Annotated in this window: 14 protein-coding genes; 9 read left to right on the top strand and 5 right to left on the bottom strand. The window is 70.1% G+C overall.

The genetic code is table 11. The features are described 5' to 3' along the window. The first annotated feature begins 212 nt into the window (after positions 1 to 212). Both OG948_RS46995 and OG948_RS46990 read left to right on the top strand, forming a co-directional pair. The gene (locus OG948_RS46995) at positions 213 to 731 is read left to right on the top strand and encodes a GNAT family N-acetyltransferase (RefSeq protein ID WP_331771157.1); all 519 of its coding nucleotides are present in this window, start codon (positions 213 to 215) and stop codon (positions 729 to 731) included. Positions 732 to 858: 127 nt separating this feature from the next. Then, on the top strand, positions 859 to 1,530 hold the full coding sequence (locus OG948_RS46990; protein WP_331771156.1) for an SUMF1/EgtB/PvdO family nonheme iron enzyme: 672 nt from the start codon (positions 859 to 861) through the stop codon (positions 1,528 to 1,530). 142 nt (positions 1,531 to 1,672) lie between these two features. Here OG948_RS46990 and OG948_RS46985 read toward each other — a convergent pair whose 3' ends face one another. Beyond that, on the bottom strand, positions 1,673 to 2,269 hold the full coding sequence (locus OG948_RS46985; protein WP_331771155.1) for a helix-turn-helix domain-containing protein: 597 nt from the start codon (positions 2,267 to 2,269) through the stop codon (positions 1,673 to 1,675). A gap of 139 nt (positions 2,270 to 2,408) precedes the next feature. On the opposite strand from OG948_RS46985, the gene OG948_RS46980 reads away from it, so the two are divergent. Then, complete coding sequence (locus OG948_RS46980) at positions 2,409 to 2,834, top strand: nuclear transport factor 2 family protein (protein ID WP_331771154.1); 426 nt, start codon at positions 2,409 to 2,411, stop codon at positions 2,832 to 2,834. 128 nt (positions 2,835 to 2,962) lie between these two features. Beyond that, positions 2,963 to 3,793: an NAD(P)H-binding protein gene (locus OG948_RS46975; RefSeq protein ID WP_331773530.1), complete on the top strand. Its 831-nt coding sequence runs from the start codon at positions 2,963 to 2,965 to the stop codon at positions 3,791 to 3,793. A gap of 33 nt (positions 3,794 to 3,826) precedes the next feature. Here the strand turns inward: OG948_RS46975 and rox are convergent, their stop codons facing one another. Together rox and OG948_RS46965 are read right to left on the bottom strand one after the other, a co-directional pair. Further along, positions 3,827 to 5,269, bottom strand: a complete 1,443-nt coding sequence (gene rox, locus OG948_RS46970) for a rifampin monooxygenase (RefSeq protein WP_331771153.1) — start codon at positions 5,267 to 5,269, stop codon at positions 3,827 to 3,829. Between the two features lie 310 nt (positions 5,270 to 5,579). After that, positions 5,580 to 6,305 carry a cysteine hydrolase gene (locus OG948_RS46965; RefSeq protein ID WP_331771152.1) on the bottom strand — a complete coding sequence of 242 codons (726 nt, stop codon included), beginning with the start codon at positions 6,303 to 6,305 and terminating at the stop codon, positions 5,580 to 5,582. Between the two features lie 321 nt (positions 6,306 to 6,626). Between OG948_RS46965 and OG948_RS46960 the strand changes: the two genes are divergently transcribed. Beyond that, the gene (locus tag OG948_RS46960; RefSeq protein ID WP_331771151.1) at positions 6,627 to 7,766 is read left to right on the top strand and encodes a DUF4328 domain-containing protein; all 1,140 of its coding nucleotides are present in this window, start codon (positions 6,627 to 6,629) and stop codon (positions 7,764 to 7,766) included. A 162-nt stretch (positions 7,767 to 7,928) separates the two neighbouring features. Here OG948_RS46960 and OG948_RS46955 read toward each other — a convergent pair whose 3' ends face one another. Further along, positions 7,929 to 8,459 (bottom strand): MarR family transcriptional regulator, encoded by a 531-nt coding sequence (locus OG948_RS46955; RefSeq protein ID WP_331771150.1) that lies wholly within the window; start codon positions 8,457 to 8,459, stop codon positions 7,929 to 7,931. Positions 8,460 to 8,569: 110 nt separating this feature from the next. Here OG948_RS46955 and OG948_RS46950 point away from each other — a divergent pair, with 110 nt between their 5' ends. Together OG948_RS46950 and dnaN are read left to right on the top strand one after the other, a co-directional pair. Further along, on the top strand, positions 8,570 to 9,874 hold the full coding sequence (locus OG948_RS46950; RefSeq protein ID WP_331771149.1) for an amidohydrolase family protein: 1,305 nt from the start codon (positions 8,570 to 8,572) through the stop codon (positions 9,872 to 9,874). A gap of 1,082 nt (positions 9,875 to 10,956) precedes the next feature. Continuing rightward, the gene (dnaN, locus tag OG948_RS46945; RefSeq protein WP_331771148.1) at positions 10,957 to 12,192 is read left to right on the top strand and encodes a DNA polymerase III subunit beta; all 1,236 of its coding nucleotides are present in this window, start codon (positions 10,957 to 10,959) and stop codon (positions 12,190 to 12,192) included. 32 nt (positions 12,193 to 12,224) lie between these two features. Here dnaN and OG948_RS46940 read toward each other — a convergent pair whose 3' ends face one another. Then, complete coding sequence (locus OG948_RS46940; RefSeq protein WP_331771147.1) at positions 12,225 to 12,941, bottom strand: HAD family hydrolase; 717 nt, start codon at positions 12,939 to 12,941, stop codon at positions 12,225 to 12,227. Between the two features lie 978 nt (positions 12,942 to 13,919). Here OG948_RS46940 and OG948_RS46935 point away from each other — a divergent pair. Next, complete coding sequence (locus OG948_RS46935) at positions 13,920 to 14,060, top strand: hypothetical protein (protein WP_331771146.1); 141 nt, start codon at positions 13,920 to 13,922, stop codon at positions 14,058 to 14,060. 15 nt (positions 14,061 to 14,075) lie between these two features. Next, positions 14,076 to 14,543: a hypothetical protein gene (locus OG948_RS46930; protein ID WP_020554288.1), complete on the top strand. Its 468-nt coding sequence runs from the start codon at positions 14,076 to 14,078 to the stop codon at positions 14,541 to 14,543. Positions 14,544 to 14,672: the final 129 nt, after the last annotated feature.

Below are 14,672 nucleotides of genomic sequence, written 5' to 3'. Positions count from 1 at the left end.
CCGAAAGCCGTGCTCCGGACGGCCCGTACGTGGCCCCGCCCCGAACAGGACCAGCGGAATCGCGAACCCCTACGACGACCGCCCGCGCCACGGCCACGCCCACGACCCACCGATGATCGAACGGGTCGACCGGGCACTTGTCCGCCCACCGTCACGCACGAAGTACGAAGTACGAAGTACGCAACGACCACGATGTACGGAGCCCCACCGCAATGAGCGAACACCCGGCCGCGGAACGCCTCATCCGATACACGAAGACCGAGCAGAACGAGATCCTGGGCGACGGTGCCGACCCCTTCGGCGTCGCGGACACCGGCCTGACCTGGCTGCCCAAGGAGGATCACTTCGGCATCAGGGACGCCGACCGTCTCGTGGCGCACGCCGGATTGTTGCGGTTGCCCGTGTCGATCGGCGAGGTCGACACGGAGGTGGTGGGCATCGGCGGCGTGGCCGTCGCACCCGATGTGCGCGGACGCGGACTGGCCCGGACGGTCTTGGCGGCGGCCCTGGATCACGCCCGAACGATGGGGCCACGTCACGGCCTTCTCTTCTGCCGACCGCCCCTCGTCCCCCTGTACCGGCGGCTCGGGTGGCATTCCCTCGACCGAGACGTACACGTCCGACAGCCCGACGGCCTCGTTCTCATGCCGCTGCGCACCATGTGGACGCCCCTGCACGACGGCGCGGTCTGGCCGGACGGCGCGGTACGCCTGCGCTCGTTCCCGATGTGACCCGCGCCCGATCGGCCGTCGCGCCACCTCGCCCCGCACGACCGGCCGGGCAGCCCACACCCGGCCCGGGCACCCGCGCGTTCGAACACACGGCCGCCGGAATTCGAGCCGGTAGGATCAACACCCGATGAACGCCGGTACGACGGACCCGATGATCGACATCCCGCCGGGGCGGGTGACCCTGACCGACCGCCGGACGCAACGCAGTTGGTCGGTCGAGCTGGCTCCGTACCGGCTCGCCGCGTTCCCGGTCACCCGGGCGCTGTACGCGCAGGTCACCGGCCTGGAACCGAGCGGCCCGCAGGGAAATCGGCTGCCGGTGGAGAGTGTCTCCTGGTGGGACGCGGTGCGGTTCTGCAACGCCCTGTCCCGGCGCGACGGGTTCACGCCGGCGTACCGCGTCGACACGGACGACGAGGTCATCGAGTGGGACGCCGCCGCCGACGGGTACCGGCTGCCGACCGAGGCCGAGTGGGAGTACGCCTGCCGGGCCGGCACGACGGGACCGCACTACGGCCCCTTGGACGAAGTCGCCTGGTACCGCGCGAACTCGGGCGAGCGCGTCCACGACGTGGGCGGCAAACAGCCCAACCCCTGGGGCCTGTACGACATGCTCGGCAACGTCTGGGACTGGTGCTGGGACGTCTACGACGCCGAGGTGTACGGCTCCTACCGGGTGCTGCGCGGCGGCGGTTGGTTCGACGAACACTGGAGTTGCCGAGCCTCCGCCCGCCGCCGCAGCCACCCGACCTTCAAGGTCGACGACGTGGGCTTCCGCATCGCGCGCACCCCCCGCTGACCTGCCCGGCTGCCGGTCGGTCGGCGGGCGCGCCGCGTACGACGGATCGAAGCCCGATCCGGAGCCGGTTCGAAGCCTGCTCCCGGTCGGGTCGCGGCCCGTGCCGGGCGCGGCAACTTTTGCCCCGTCGCGGCGCCCGGCACTAATCCCCGTCCACCGCGCTCGCTCCCAACACCCTGGCCGTGAACCGTGCCAGGTCCGCCCGCATCTGCTCCCGCGTCATCCGCTCGCCGCCGACGAGGTGTTCCACGAGGTCGGCGCGCGCGGCGGCGAGCAGGGCGTGCGCCGCGAATTCGCCGTCGCCGAATCCGGGGATCCGCTCCAACGCGGCCCGGAGCGCGCGGTGCCAGCGGTCGTAGTGTGCCGCCTCGTAGGGGCTGTCGCCGCCGGTCCCCTCCAGCGCCAAGGCGAGGTGGCGATGGTCCAGCTTGAAGCACAGGACGGCGTCGAGCAGCGCCGGTACCCGCCGAAGCGGCGGCGTGTCGGGTCCCAAGGGCGGTGGACCGGATTCGACGGCGAGCTCGATCGGCGCCAGGCGCATCGCGTACAGCGCTTGAATCAGGCCGGTGCGGTCGCCGAAGCCGCGGAAGAGCGTCGCCTTGCCGACGCCTGCCGCCGCGGCGATGTCGGCCATGGTGACCGTCTCCGGGCGCTCGCAATGGGCGAAGAGCGAATCGGCAGCCGCCAGAACGGCCTCGCGATTGCGAGTGGCGTCCGCGCGTGGCTTGCGTTCGGTCATGCGCTTCCTTCGCCTTCGTCGTCCATGACGCGCCTCCGTATTTCCTCGGGCAGCCCCCGCTTGTAAAGCGGACCCCGGGTCCGTATTGTCGAATCGTGAAACGGACCCCGGGTCCGTATCGTACGGGATGGAGACACCCATGAGCGCGAACACCACGCCCGCGGACCTGTATCGCCATGGTCTGCGACTCCTGCTGGACAAGGACATCCCCGCGTGGGTCGACCTGTGGGACGAGAACGGCATCTTCGAGTTCCCGTTCGCGCCGGCCGACCGGCCCCAACGGCTGGTGGGCAAGACGGCCGTCGCCGAATACATGCGCCACTACCCCGACCACATCAACCTGCACGACTTCCCGTACGTCGAGATACACCAGACCACCGCGCCGGAGACCATCGTGGTCGAGATGCGCGGCGTGGGCCGACTGGTGGCCACCGGCAGCCCCTTCGACATGTCCTACATCGCCGTGGTCACCGTCGAGGACGGCCTGATCACCCGCTACCGCGACTACTGGAACCCGCTCGCCCTCCAGGACGCCGCCGTCGACTTCGCCGGGAGCAGCGCGTGAACGAGATCCGACCCGCACAGGAGAGCCGACTCGGGAACGAGATCCGACGCGTGCCCGAGTCTCGACTCGCGAACGAGAACCGACTCGCGAGCGAAGCCCGACTCGCGGACGAGACCCGGGAGTTCACCCTGGTCATCGGAGCCACCGGCACCACCGGCAGCCGCATCGCCGCCGGGCTCCTCGCCGCGGGACACCCCGTCAAGGCCGCGAGTCGGCGCGCCCGTCCGGCGCACGGAGCCCATTCCGTGCGGTTCGACTGGGACGACCCCACCGCCTTCGAAGGCGCCCTCGAAGGCGTGGACCGGATCTACCTCATCCCGCCGCTCGGCTCCCCGGACCCGGCGGCCGTCATGGTGCCCTTCCTCCGCCGGGCCCGCGCCTCGGGGATCCGGCGCGCGGTGCTGCTCGGTTCGTCGGCGATCCCCGCCGGTGGTCCCGCCGTGGGCCGTGTCCAGGAGGCCCTGCCCGACCTGGTCCCCGAGTGGGCGGTGCTACGTCCCTCGTGGTTCATGCAGAACTTCACCGGCGACCACGCCCACGCGCAGACCATCCGAACGCACGGAGCCATCCGCACGGCCACCGGTGACGGCCTCGTCGGATTCGTCGACGCCGACGACATCGCCGCCGTCGCCGTACACGCGCTCACCGACGCACAGGCTCCGAACGCCGAACTGATCCTCACCGGTCCCCAGGCACTGGGTTACGACGACATCGCCGCCGTCCTCACCCGGGTCACCGGCAGCACCATCACCCATCAACGACTGACCCGCGAGCAGATGTACGACCGCCTGGCCACCGACATCCCCGCCGAATTCGCCGCGATGCTCGCCGACATGGACCACGCCATCGCCACGGGCGCCGAGGACCGCACCACCGACACCGTGCAACGCCTCACCGGCCGCCCACCCCACCCGTTCCACACCGTCGCGCAACGGGAACTGGGCCGTCACGGCACCTGACGCGAACCACGAGCGCTCCGGCGCACCCGCCCGTCAGCCGGCCGCGACGCCGAACCACTGGGACAGCCGGCTTTCCAGTTCCGGCTGATCCTCACCCACCCACACCACGTGGCCGTCCGGCCGCAACAGCACCGCGGGCGCGTCCGGTTCCTCGCCGAGATCGGCGACGTGCTCGACACGATCCGCCCAGCCCGTCACCGAGAGCCGGCCGGTCCGGTCGAGCAGCAGTCCGCGGCCGCCGTGCATGCGCTCGTACAGACGCCCCTCCTTCAGCGGCACGTCCCGCATCCGCCGACCGAGCAGTTCATGGCCCTGGTCGTCGCCGAAGTCGTAGCGGATCCCGACCGCGGAGATGATCTCGGTGACGTACCGGTTCACCTCCTCGAAGTCCATCAGCTTCGAGAACAGCTCCCGCAGCGCGGTCGCTCCCGGATCGGTCCCCAGCAGGGTGATCTGCGCCCGCGTGTTCTCCAACACGGCGGCGCCCACCGGGTGCCGTTCGGCGTGATAGCTGTCCAGCAGCCCTTCCGGTGCCCAACCGTCGACCGCGGCGCCCAACTTCCAGCCGAGGTTGAACGCGTCCTGCACGCCGAGGTTGAGCCCCTGCCCACCGGTCGGCGGGTGGATGTGCGCCGCGTCGCCGGCCAGCAGCACCCGGCCGACCCGGTAGCGCTCGGCCTGCCGGGTGGCGTCGCCGAACCGGGACAACCAGCGCGGCGAGTGCGCGCCGAAGTCGGTGCCCGCGACGGCCCGCAACCGCTGCTTGAACTCCTCGAGGGTCGGCGGGGTCGAACGATCCTCCGCCACGCCGTCGGCGGGCACGACGATGCGGTACAGCCCCTGGTTCTCGTCCCGGAGAGGCATCAGGCCGAACCGCAGTTGGGTCTTGTGGACCTCCGCGACGACAGCGGTGATCGTCGCCGGATCCTCGGTCACCGCCATGACGCCCAGCATCGTCTCGACCTTGGCGGGCTCCCCGGGGAAGCCGACGCCGATCCCCTTGCGCACCGCACTGCGGGCGCCGTCGCACCCGACGAGGTAGCGCGAGCGCAGGTGCGTACCGTCCGCCAGTTCGACGCTCACCTCGTTCTCGTCCTGGCTCAGCCCGACCACTTCGCAGCCGCGCCGGATCTCGGCACCGAGTTCGCGGGCCCACTCGTCGAGCACCCGCTCGGTCAGCGGCTGCGGCGTGGCGAGCCCGTACGGGTGCGCCGTGTCCAACCGCTCCGGCCACGGCTTCATGATGCCGCCGAAGAGACCACCGGCCTGGAACTTCTCACTCACCGCAAGGAACCGGTCCAGCAGACCGCGCTGGTCCATCATCTCGACGCTGCGCGTGTGCAGGCCCTGCCCGCGGGATTCCCCGGTCGGCTCGGTCAACTTCTCCAGCACGACCACGTGGACTCCGGCCAGCCGCAACTCGCCGGCCAGCATCAAGCCGGTCGGTCCGCCGCCCACCACGATCACGTCGATCATCAAAACGCTCATTTCCGCAGGTTGTCGAGCTGAGGTCGATCATTCTGCGGCTCGACGGGGGTCTTGCCGCAAGCCCCCCGGTGCGCTATAAGTTGAGAGTGGCAAGGAGTGGGTACGCTCCTTGCCTTTCGCATTCCCCGCCCCGTACGGACACGCGCCCGCCGGCGCACCGCCACACCCCACGAACGCCGACCGGAACTCGCCGATCACCCACACGACTTCGAACCCACCGACATCCCTCGGTCGGATGGTCGGGGGTGGGGTGCTCGGGTCGACCGGTGGTTCGGCCCGTCGGACCGTACGCGCCCGTTCAGCGACGACAGCGGTCGTCGTCGACGGCTTCGGCACTCGACCCGACGGTGAGCAGTGCGATGAGGTCCCGCGTGGTGCGCACGTCACCGAGGGAGCGGTACACGGTGCGCAGGCTCGCGTTGTGGGCGTGGTCGGTGCCCGTGGCCGTTGCGTCGGCGACGACGATGACGCGGTAACCGAGGGTGAAGGCGTCCCGGGCACTGGACTCGCAGCACACGTCGGTCGTGGTGCCCGTGATCAGGATGGTGGTGATCCCTCTCGCTTCCAGAAGGTCGGGCAATGCGCACCGGCCCGGAAAGAAGGCGCTGTGCGCGGTCTTTGCCGTGAACAGGTCGCCGGCCACCGGTGTCAGTCCGGGGCTGAGGCGCTGTTCCACCGGCCCGGTCCCGCCACTGGCCAGGTATAGGGCGGCGACGGTCGAGCCGTAGAACTCCCGAGCCGCCTCGATGTTCGGTGTGGGCTCGGGGAGGACCCACGCAACGGTGCCGCCCGCGCCGCGCATGTGGGCGGCCAGGTGCCGGATGCGGGACACGATGCCGCGGGCGTAGGGATTGGCTTCGGTGAAGAACGGCACCATGTCGATCACCACCAACGCCGTACGGTGCGGATCGAGATGGGGATACGCCCAACGCCGCCCTCGCCGCCTCTCGTGCCGCTCGTACTCGCGCTCCGGAATACACCATGCGTGCGCGGGGTCCTGGTCATTCGAGGTGGGCAATGACACCAACTCCTCCTCGCGCCCCTCTCGAACCTTCGTGATCCAGGGGACTCGGTCTTCGGTGCGACACGACGTCGTCGATGTGCCCCCACGGCGGCCTCGGGGTGGTTGCCGCGCTCAGGGATCAGGAGGTCAGGGTCAGGGTCAGGATCAGGGATGGGCCTCATCACCGTGCGTATTCATCGCCGACTCACCCGTGACGCATGGGGGATACACACGGCATGATGCCGGTTACACCATGTGGGGTACAGAGGGCGGACCGCCCACCGCGACCTTTCCCACCGGTGCGCATGGCCGGCACCGACCATCGACGGGGGATCCGAACTCGTGCTCTGCCCATCCTGCGGCGCCCACTCGACGCTGCCGGACCGCTGTACCAACTGCGGTCACCAGGAATACGCCCCGCCCGCCGCCCCGGCATCCGACTCGACGCCCCTGGACCAGCGCTTCGCCCGGTTCGGTCCCGCCGCGACGCCGCCGCCGGGTTGGTACGCCCCGGTCTTCCGCTCCCTGCGCGGACCCGCCCTCGCGCTCTACATCCTGCTCGGCGTCACCGCCGTCCTGTCCCTGCTCGCGGCGATCGCACTGTTCCACCGCGCCAACCTGGTCGACGAGACCCTGCGTGGCGGGTGGGTGTCCGCCGACCCCGACGCGGCGAACCGCTCCATCGGCGTGTGGTGGGGCTTGGCGAGTCTGGCCATCGTCGCGGTCATGGTCATGTTCGTCATCTGGTTCCACCGCGCACGCCGTAACGTCGAGCTCTTCCCGCCGTCGGTCCAACATTTTTCCAGCGGTTGGGCGATCGGCGGCTGGTTCTGCCCGGTGGTCAACCTGTTCTTCCCGCCGCTGATCGCGCACGACATCTGGAAGGCCAGCGACCCGCGCGCCCCGATGCGAGGCGGCTTCACCCCGGGCCGGCATCCCCTCCTGTCGGCTTGGTGGTTGACCTATGTGGCGGCGAACTTCGTGATGCTCTTCGGTGTCTTCGGGCGTGAGAGCGATGGTGGCGACGACTTTTCCGGTACCGATTCCTGGCGGGAGTACCACGAGTCGTACCGCACCGCCGACACCGCCGCCGGCTGGGCCTTTCTCCTCCTGATCGCGGCGGCCGGCCTCGCCATCGCGGTCGTGGCCCGGATCACCGCATTCCAGTCCGAGTACGAGCGTGCCTTCGTCACCCCGGCGACGATGCACCCCATGTACGCGATGCATCCCATGTACGCGGCGTATCCGATGCAGGCGGTGCACCCCGCGCACCCCGTCGCGGGGATGCCGGGCATGCCAGGCACGCCTTCGATGCCGCCGGCGCCCTCGGCGTACCCGACACACCCGGCCCAGCCAACCCACCCGACGCACCCGACGCACCCGACGCAGCCCGATGCCGGTCGGACGCCCGGAAGCCACGAGCCGCCCCCGGTCCCCCACCAACCCCCGCCCCGCCCCCGGAACCCGCCGGCCCCGTTCTGACCGAGCCGGGACTCCTCTCCTCCCGCGAAGCCGTCCCAGGCAGACGGGCATTCGGCGCCGACACAGGCAACTCCCATGGCAACCGAGAGGCCGCAGCTCGCATCAGGCGTCCGCACACGCGGCCACGCGGCCACGCGGCCACGCGGCCACGCGGTCGCGCGGTCAGACGTTGTCGCGTGCCCGTCCCCGTGATCGGGGCATCTCGGTCGCGGCGGCGATCTCGCGCAGGGCCAGCGTCGCCGCCTCGATCGCCGCCGCCGGTGCGCCGCGCCAGACCTCGGCGTGCGCGGCGGCGTTGGCACGGACAGCGTCCTCGGCGACCTGTACGCCACGCGGCGTCAGGCTGATCAGCGTGCCCCGCCCGTCGCCCTGATCCGGGAGACGCTCGGCGAGACCCTCGGCGACCAGATGGTTGGTGACGTTGCTGGTACCGCCCGAGGAGAGCAGCAGCGCGCGGCTGAGTTCGGTCGGCTTGAGCCGATAGGGCGCACCGGCCCGACGCAGCGCGACCAGTACGCCGAACTGGGCCGGGGTGAGCCCGAATTCGGGTAGCTCGCGTCGGGTCGCCTCGTCCAGGTCGGCCGCGAGCAGCATGATCCGCTTGCTCAGTTCCGTCGTCGCGTCCAGCACGTCGGGCAGTTCGGTCTGCCACGCGCTGATGAGGGCGCTCGCACGGTCCTGGGGGGCAGTCATCTTGACAGCGTATTACAACCACCTGATAGCTTTCAGAAAAGCTTTCAAGTGAGCTTCTTGTGCTCGACTCCGACCCTCACACACCTCGACACACCCCTCCGGAGACACCCGTGACCACCCCTGCCACCCACACCCACTCCCCCGACCGGTTGCTCCTGCGCGGCGGAACCGTCGTCGACACCGACCCGCATGTCACCGCCCGGCCGAACACCGACGTCCTGATCGAGCACGGCACGATCGTCGCCGTCGGCTCCGGGCTGTCCGCCGAGGGAGCCGAGGTCGTCGACGCCCGCGAGCGAATCGTGCTGCCCGGATTCGTCGACACCCATCGCCACGTCTGGCAGTCGGTACTGCGGGCGGTGGCCGTGGACAGCGATCTCGGCGACTACCTCGGTCTGGTCCTCGGCCGGCTCTCCCCCGCGATGCGTCCCGAGGACGTGTACACCGGCAACCTCGTCGGCGCACTCGAGTGCCTGGACTCCGGCATCACCACGGTGCAGGACTTCTCGCACGTGCAACACCGCGCCGAACACGGCGACGCGGCGGTGAGCGGACTGCGCGCGGCCGGCATCCGGGCCGTCTTCGGCTACGGCCACCCGCCGTTCGACCCCGCCGCCCGCGACCCGCGCCTCGTCCGCGACCTGCGCGAGCGACTGTTCGCCGGGGACGACGAGTTGGTCACTCTCGCGCTCGCCCCCGGCGGGCCGTCGTACACACCGATCGACGTCGTCGAGGAGGACTGGCGCCTGGCCGCGGAGTTGGACATCCCGCTGGCCGTACACGTCGGCAGCGGTCCGGTCGCCCAACGTCCCATCGAGGCCCTGCGCGACCGCGGCCTGCTGAACGCACGCACGCTGTACATCCACGGCAACTCGCTGCCCGACGACGAACTCGCGATGATCGCCGACTCCGGCGGCGCGCTGTCGATCGCGCCGCACATCGAGGCCCAGATGGGGCACGGCGCACCGATGATCAACCGCTCACGCGCCGTGGGACTGGTCACCGGGCTCGGGGTCGACGTGGTCACCAGCGGCCCGGGCGACATGTTCTCGCTCCTTCGCGCGACCCTGCTGACCAGCCAACTCGCGGAAGGGTCCAGGCTGTTCGCAGCGGACATGCTGCGCCTGGCGACCATCGGAGGGGCCGCCGCACTGGGCCTGGCCGATCGAATCGGATCGCTGGCCGTGGGCAAGCAGGCCGACGTGATCCTGCTCCGCGCGGACGCGGTCAACCTGGTCGGCGCCACGCACGACATCGCCGGGGCGGTGGTGGCGTCCGCCCACCCGGGCAACGTCGACACCGTCCTGGTCGCGGGCCGCACCGTCAAGCGCGCGGGCCGACTCACCCACCCGCACCTGTCGACCGCCCTCGCGGACGCCCACAACTCCGCCGCCCGCCTGGCGACCACGCCCTGACAGATCGAGCACGAGCCGGCACGACCGGGTACACCCGGGCGTGCCGGCAACGACACACGAAGACCGACAACCGGCAACCGGCAACCGGCAACCGGCCGGGAAACGGCATGCCGTGCCGGCGGCACCCCACATGTCCTCCCGGTTCACCCACCTCCCGCTTCCCCGTTCGTTGACCCGTGGACAGTCCTCATGCAGGCTCTGGTCTCAGGTGTGGGGGATCATCGTGGGGAGGCACAGGGTGACGTACTGCGGGGGCTGTTCCGGGCAGCGCTATGTCCCGATGGACACGATATGCAATGGCTGTGGGGGGTCCGGCCAGAACGGAATGGGCTCGGACAGCAATTGGTCCTGCTCGGGCTGCGGCGGATCCGGGCGGATGCAGGCGATGGTGCCCTGCCCGACATGCGGCGGGTCCGGGGGATTCGCGGACGGCGGCGGCCCGGCGTACGCACCCCCACAGGTGCCACTCACGCGTGCCGGGCGAATATAGGCCAAACTCTTCAACCTGGTCGCCCTCGGCGGAGTGGCCGCATACGTGTACTACTCGACGCGATAGACCCCACCGAAGCCGAGCCGACACCGCACGGCGGCTTCGGGCGGAGCAACGGTCACCGACCGGTCCGCCCGAAGCCGCGCGGAAGACGGCACCTACGAAGCGGAGGAAGACACCTCTATATATAGGACGCGCTCATGGCTGGAACGCGCCTATATATAGGGACACCGCTTCATCGGGCGACCGCCCGTCCGCCCAGCCCTGCGGCACACTCGCCGGCACGCCGCCGTACGCCATCCGCGCCCGCGCCCGGCCCGCAGTCACCGCCCATCGAAGTTCGCCTCGGCCGAACCGACGCCGCTCCCACCTCGGCGAGACTGCTCGACCCGCGCTGCGATCGGCTCCCCCGCCATCGACCTTCCCCACCGATCAACCTCGCTGCGATCGACCTTCCCTGCGGTCGGCCTTCGCCGCGACGGGACACCGCTCTGTGTCCGAGCCCTCCGTTAGTGTCGCTTTCCCGGCAATCGAACAAGGATTCGATCAACAAGCGACCACTCTCCTCGTCGAGTTCTCGGAAAGGGCCCCTGTGAAGGTACGGATACCCCGCGACCGCCTCGTCGAGGGCATCGGCTGGGCCGTGCGCGCGCTGCCCGCGCGACCGGTCATTCCCGCTCTCGCCTCGTTCCGGCTCACGGCGGCCGACGGCACCCTGACGATCTCCGCGTACGACTACGAGGTGTCGGCCGGCATCGAGGTCTCGGCCGAGGTCGGCCGGCCCGGGGAGATCCTGGTGCCCGGTCGGTTGCTCGCCGACATCGCGCGCGCCCTCCCCCGCGACCACCCGGTGGAGCTGAGCGTGGACCCGGCGCGGGCCCGGTTGACCTGCGCCGGTTCGTATTTCGCGCTGCCGCTGCCGGCTCTCGCCGACTATCCGGCCACGCCGCTGCTGCCGGAGACCGCGGGGACAGTGAGCGCGGCCGGATTCGCCGAGGCCGTCGCGCAGGTCGCGATCGCCGCGGCCCGGGACGAGAGCCTGCCCGTACTCACCGCGATCCGGCTGCACCTGGCCCACGACGCACTGATCCTGGCCGCGACCGATCGTTATCGGCTGGCGGTGCGACGGCTGCCGTGGCACCCGGCGACCGAGGATCCGGCACGAACCGCCCTGGTGCCGGCACGGGTACTCGCCGATCTCACCAAGCACCCGGGAGCCGGCGAGGACTTCCGGCTCGCACTCGGTCCGGAACCCGGTCGCCGCGGCCTGCTCGGCCTGGCCGGGGGTGGGCGACACGCGACCACCCGACTGCTCGACCACGAGTTCCCGCGCTACGACTGGCTGTTCGACAACGAGACCACCGCCGTCGCGACGATCGACGCCGCGGCACTGATCGAGGCCGTGCGGCGGGTGTCCCTGGTGATCACCCGCAACGCCCCGGTCCGGCTGTCGTTCGCACGGGACTCGCTCCGGATCGAGGCCGGTACGACCGACCAGGCCGAAGCGCGCGCGACGGTGCCGGTCACGATGACGGGCGAGCCGACCAGGGTCGCGTTCAATCCGACCCACCTCCTGGACGGCTTGGCCGCGCTCCGTACACCGACCGCTCGGCTGATGTTCAGCGCGCCCACGAAGCCCACCGTCCTGACAGACGACACCCACGCGGACGAGCCGGAGCGGACGAACGGGTCCGATGATCCGAACACCCCGAACACACCCGTCGAGCCGAACAAGCACGCCGGCAGCCCGAATCACGATGCCGACACCCCGAGCGCCTCGGAGCCCCCGGACTATCGCTACCTGCTGATGCCGATGCGCGGCACCTGATCAGCCTGCCGGCCCCGACGACTCGCCCGGACTCACGCCGCGCGGCCCATCAGCGCGTTCAACACCGCGTCCGTGTCGGCCAGGTCCGCGAGCACGACGTCGGCGCCCGCCTCCGCCAACGCGGCCATGCTCGTCCCACCGGTCGCCACCGCCACGCACCACGCGCCGGCCGCCCGGGCCGTGGCGACATCGCGCACGGTGTCCCCGACTATCACGGTGTCCGCACCGACGTGCCGCAGACCCAGGTGCTCCTCCATACGTGCGAACGCCCGCGCCGGCAGGTCGGTCCGCTCGTAGGCGTCGTCGCCGTACGCGCCGAGCCGGAAGTCCACGTGGTCGGCGAGGCCGAAGACCGTCATCTTCAACACGGCGAGCGAGTAGAGGTTGCCGGTAAGCACCGACTGGTGTACGCGGGGCATCTTGCCGAGCGCGATCAGTACCTCCGCCGCACCTGCCAGGACACGCCCCTCCGCAGCCAACTCGGCTTCACGTAGCCGGAGTTCGGCAACGATCAGGTCCAGGAAGGCATCGAGCATGCCGCCCTCCGGCGGCATCCCGTGCGCACGTAGCACCTCGCTCGCCGCGGCCAACTCGGTACGCCCGTCGAACTGCCAGGGCTGGTCCAGCGCACGCCCGGAAATCTGGCGAAACGCCGCCGCGTAGGCCCGCCTCGACACCGTTCCGCCGTCGATCAGCGTGTGGTCGATGTCCCACAACACCAGCCGGGGGCCGGCTTCATCAGTCGCCATGCGCACTCCGATCGTCGACAACCACGTGTGCGGCCGTTGCTCAGAGCATCGCACTCGTCGCCCCACGGATTGACGACGGGGTCGCCAAAGCCGCTACGGAGCGCGCTGTCCTGCGCACTCGGAGTGCCTGCCGTCGCATCGCGCCCGCACCCGGGACCGCCCGATCGAGACATGCCGAGACAAGCCGAGGACACCGAGAGCACTTCCTTATCCACCGTAAAAGTAGATTTCTTTTCGGTTTACGGTGATTTCGGTAGTCGATCACGCAGCCCGGCTCATGCCCGGACTGGCCCGGCGCCGGCGATTCATGGCCGCACACCGCCGCCCGCCGCGGGTTTCCGAGAGTCGACGGGCCCCGATATCACCGCGAATCCACCGTGCCCGCATAGCGGAGAGGCACGAGGAAGACGCCTGGAAGGCGCCTGGAGGGCATCGCGCAGGCGCCGGACAAACGCGAGAGAGCACCGCGTGAAGCGTCGCGTGGACGCTGCTACACAACGACCACCGGCCGGCTTGCAGCACTCCGGAAATGGCCTTTGACCTGCAACTTGCATGGCGGTCGGTTCGGCAATCCGCACGGCAGTCTGTCCGGGGAAATGTGCGTGGTGATGTGCATGCAGATGCATGGCCATCTATACCCCAACCCGTTCGTCAATTCGCATGGCTGTATGGGCGGGTGTGCGGGTGGCTGTGCGGCTCGCTCGGCGGACGCGCGGAGTCCTGGGCGGCCGGTCGGAGCAACGGGCGGAACAGCGGACCGGGCGGTGGAGCCGCCGGTGGATCTCGCGGCGGGTCTCACAACGGGGCGTCGGCTCGGTGTGGCGGCCGGTCGCGCAATGGCGCGAACGGTGGATCCGACGGTCGATCAAGCACCGGCTCACGCGAACGAACACGCGAGGAAACAGACGACGGAGCACACACTCGGCGTCTGGGTATTCATGCGTGACAGGGGATGGATGTGCGGGCGGATCTTCCAACATGCAGATCGAACACGGCGGCAATGCCTTATTTTCTGGGCTTTTGCGCTGTTCTCGTGACGACGTCATCGCGAAACGCGACACGCCGACTCTCCTGACAGGAAGTTATTTGCCGGAGATCGCGATAGGCTTCGGGCGTTGACACGAAAGGACGGTCATGGCCACTTCCCGGGAGCGTTGGACCGTGGCGAGGCTCGCGGCCATCGCGGGTCTGCCCAGCAAGGTGGGCTACGAGGCACGGGACCGAAACGTGCTGCACCCGACGGTGCTCTCGCCCAGCGATGTATTGCCCCTGCTCACCTTCGAGGCTTTGCGAAGGATCAGCTGGCCGGGCGAGAACTATGCGCGCAACACGCCACAACGCCTGCGCCTGTGGGAACACCTGGCCATCGAACACTCACGAGTGGGCGATCTCGCCGATGTCGACCCGATGACCGGCCTCTACGTGCACCCCTCGGGTGCCGACCTGGCCGTTCGACCGAGTGAACACGCCGCGCTCGCGCTGCGGTTCGTCGAAGAGAACACGCCCTACCAGTACCTCACGCTCGGCGCGTGGGCCCAGCAGGCTCTGCGGGCCCTCGCCGCCGAACAGGAGCAGGTCGGACGACGCCACGGTGCCGCCTGACCAGCCCGCGGCAGATTCGGCCGCAAAAGCAGAGCGAGTGGCCTAGGAGTCCAGCCCTAGTCCACTCGCTCGCAGCTCAGCGCCCCTAAGGGCGCCGTCGGAGAAAGGAGGCCTGTCGGCCGCTTACAC

The organism is Embleya sp. NBC_00888 (assembly GCF_045207655.1).
Classification (GTDB): domain Bacteria; phylum Actinomycetota; class Actinomycetes; order Streptomycetales; family Streptomycetaceae; genus Embleya.
Note: the sequence above shows the minus strand (reverse complement) of the source record. Positions and strands in the feature narration are given on the sequence as shown.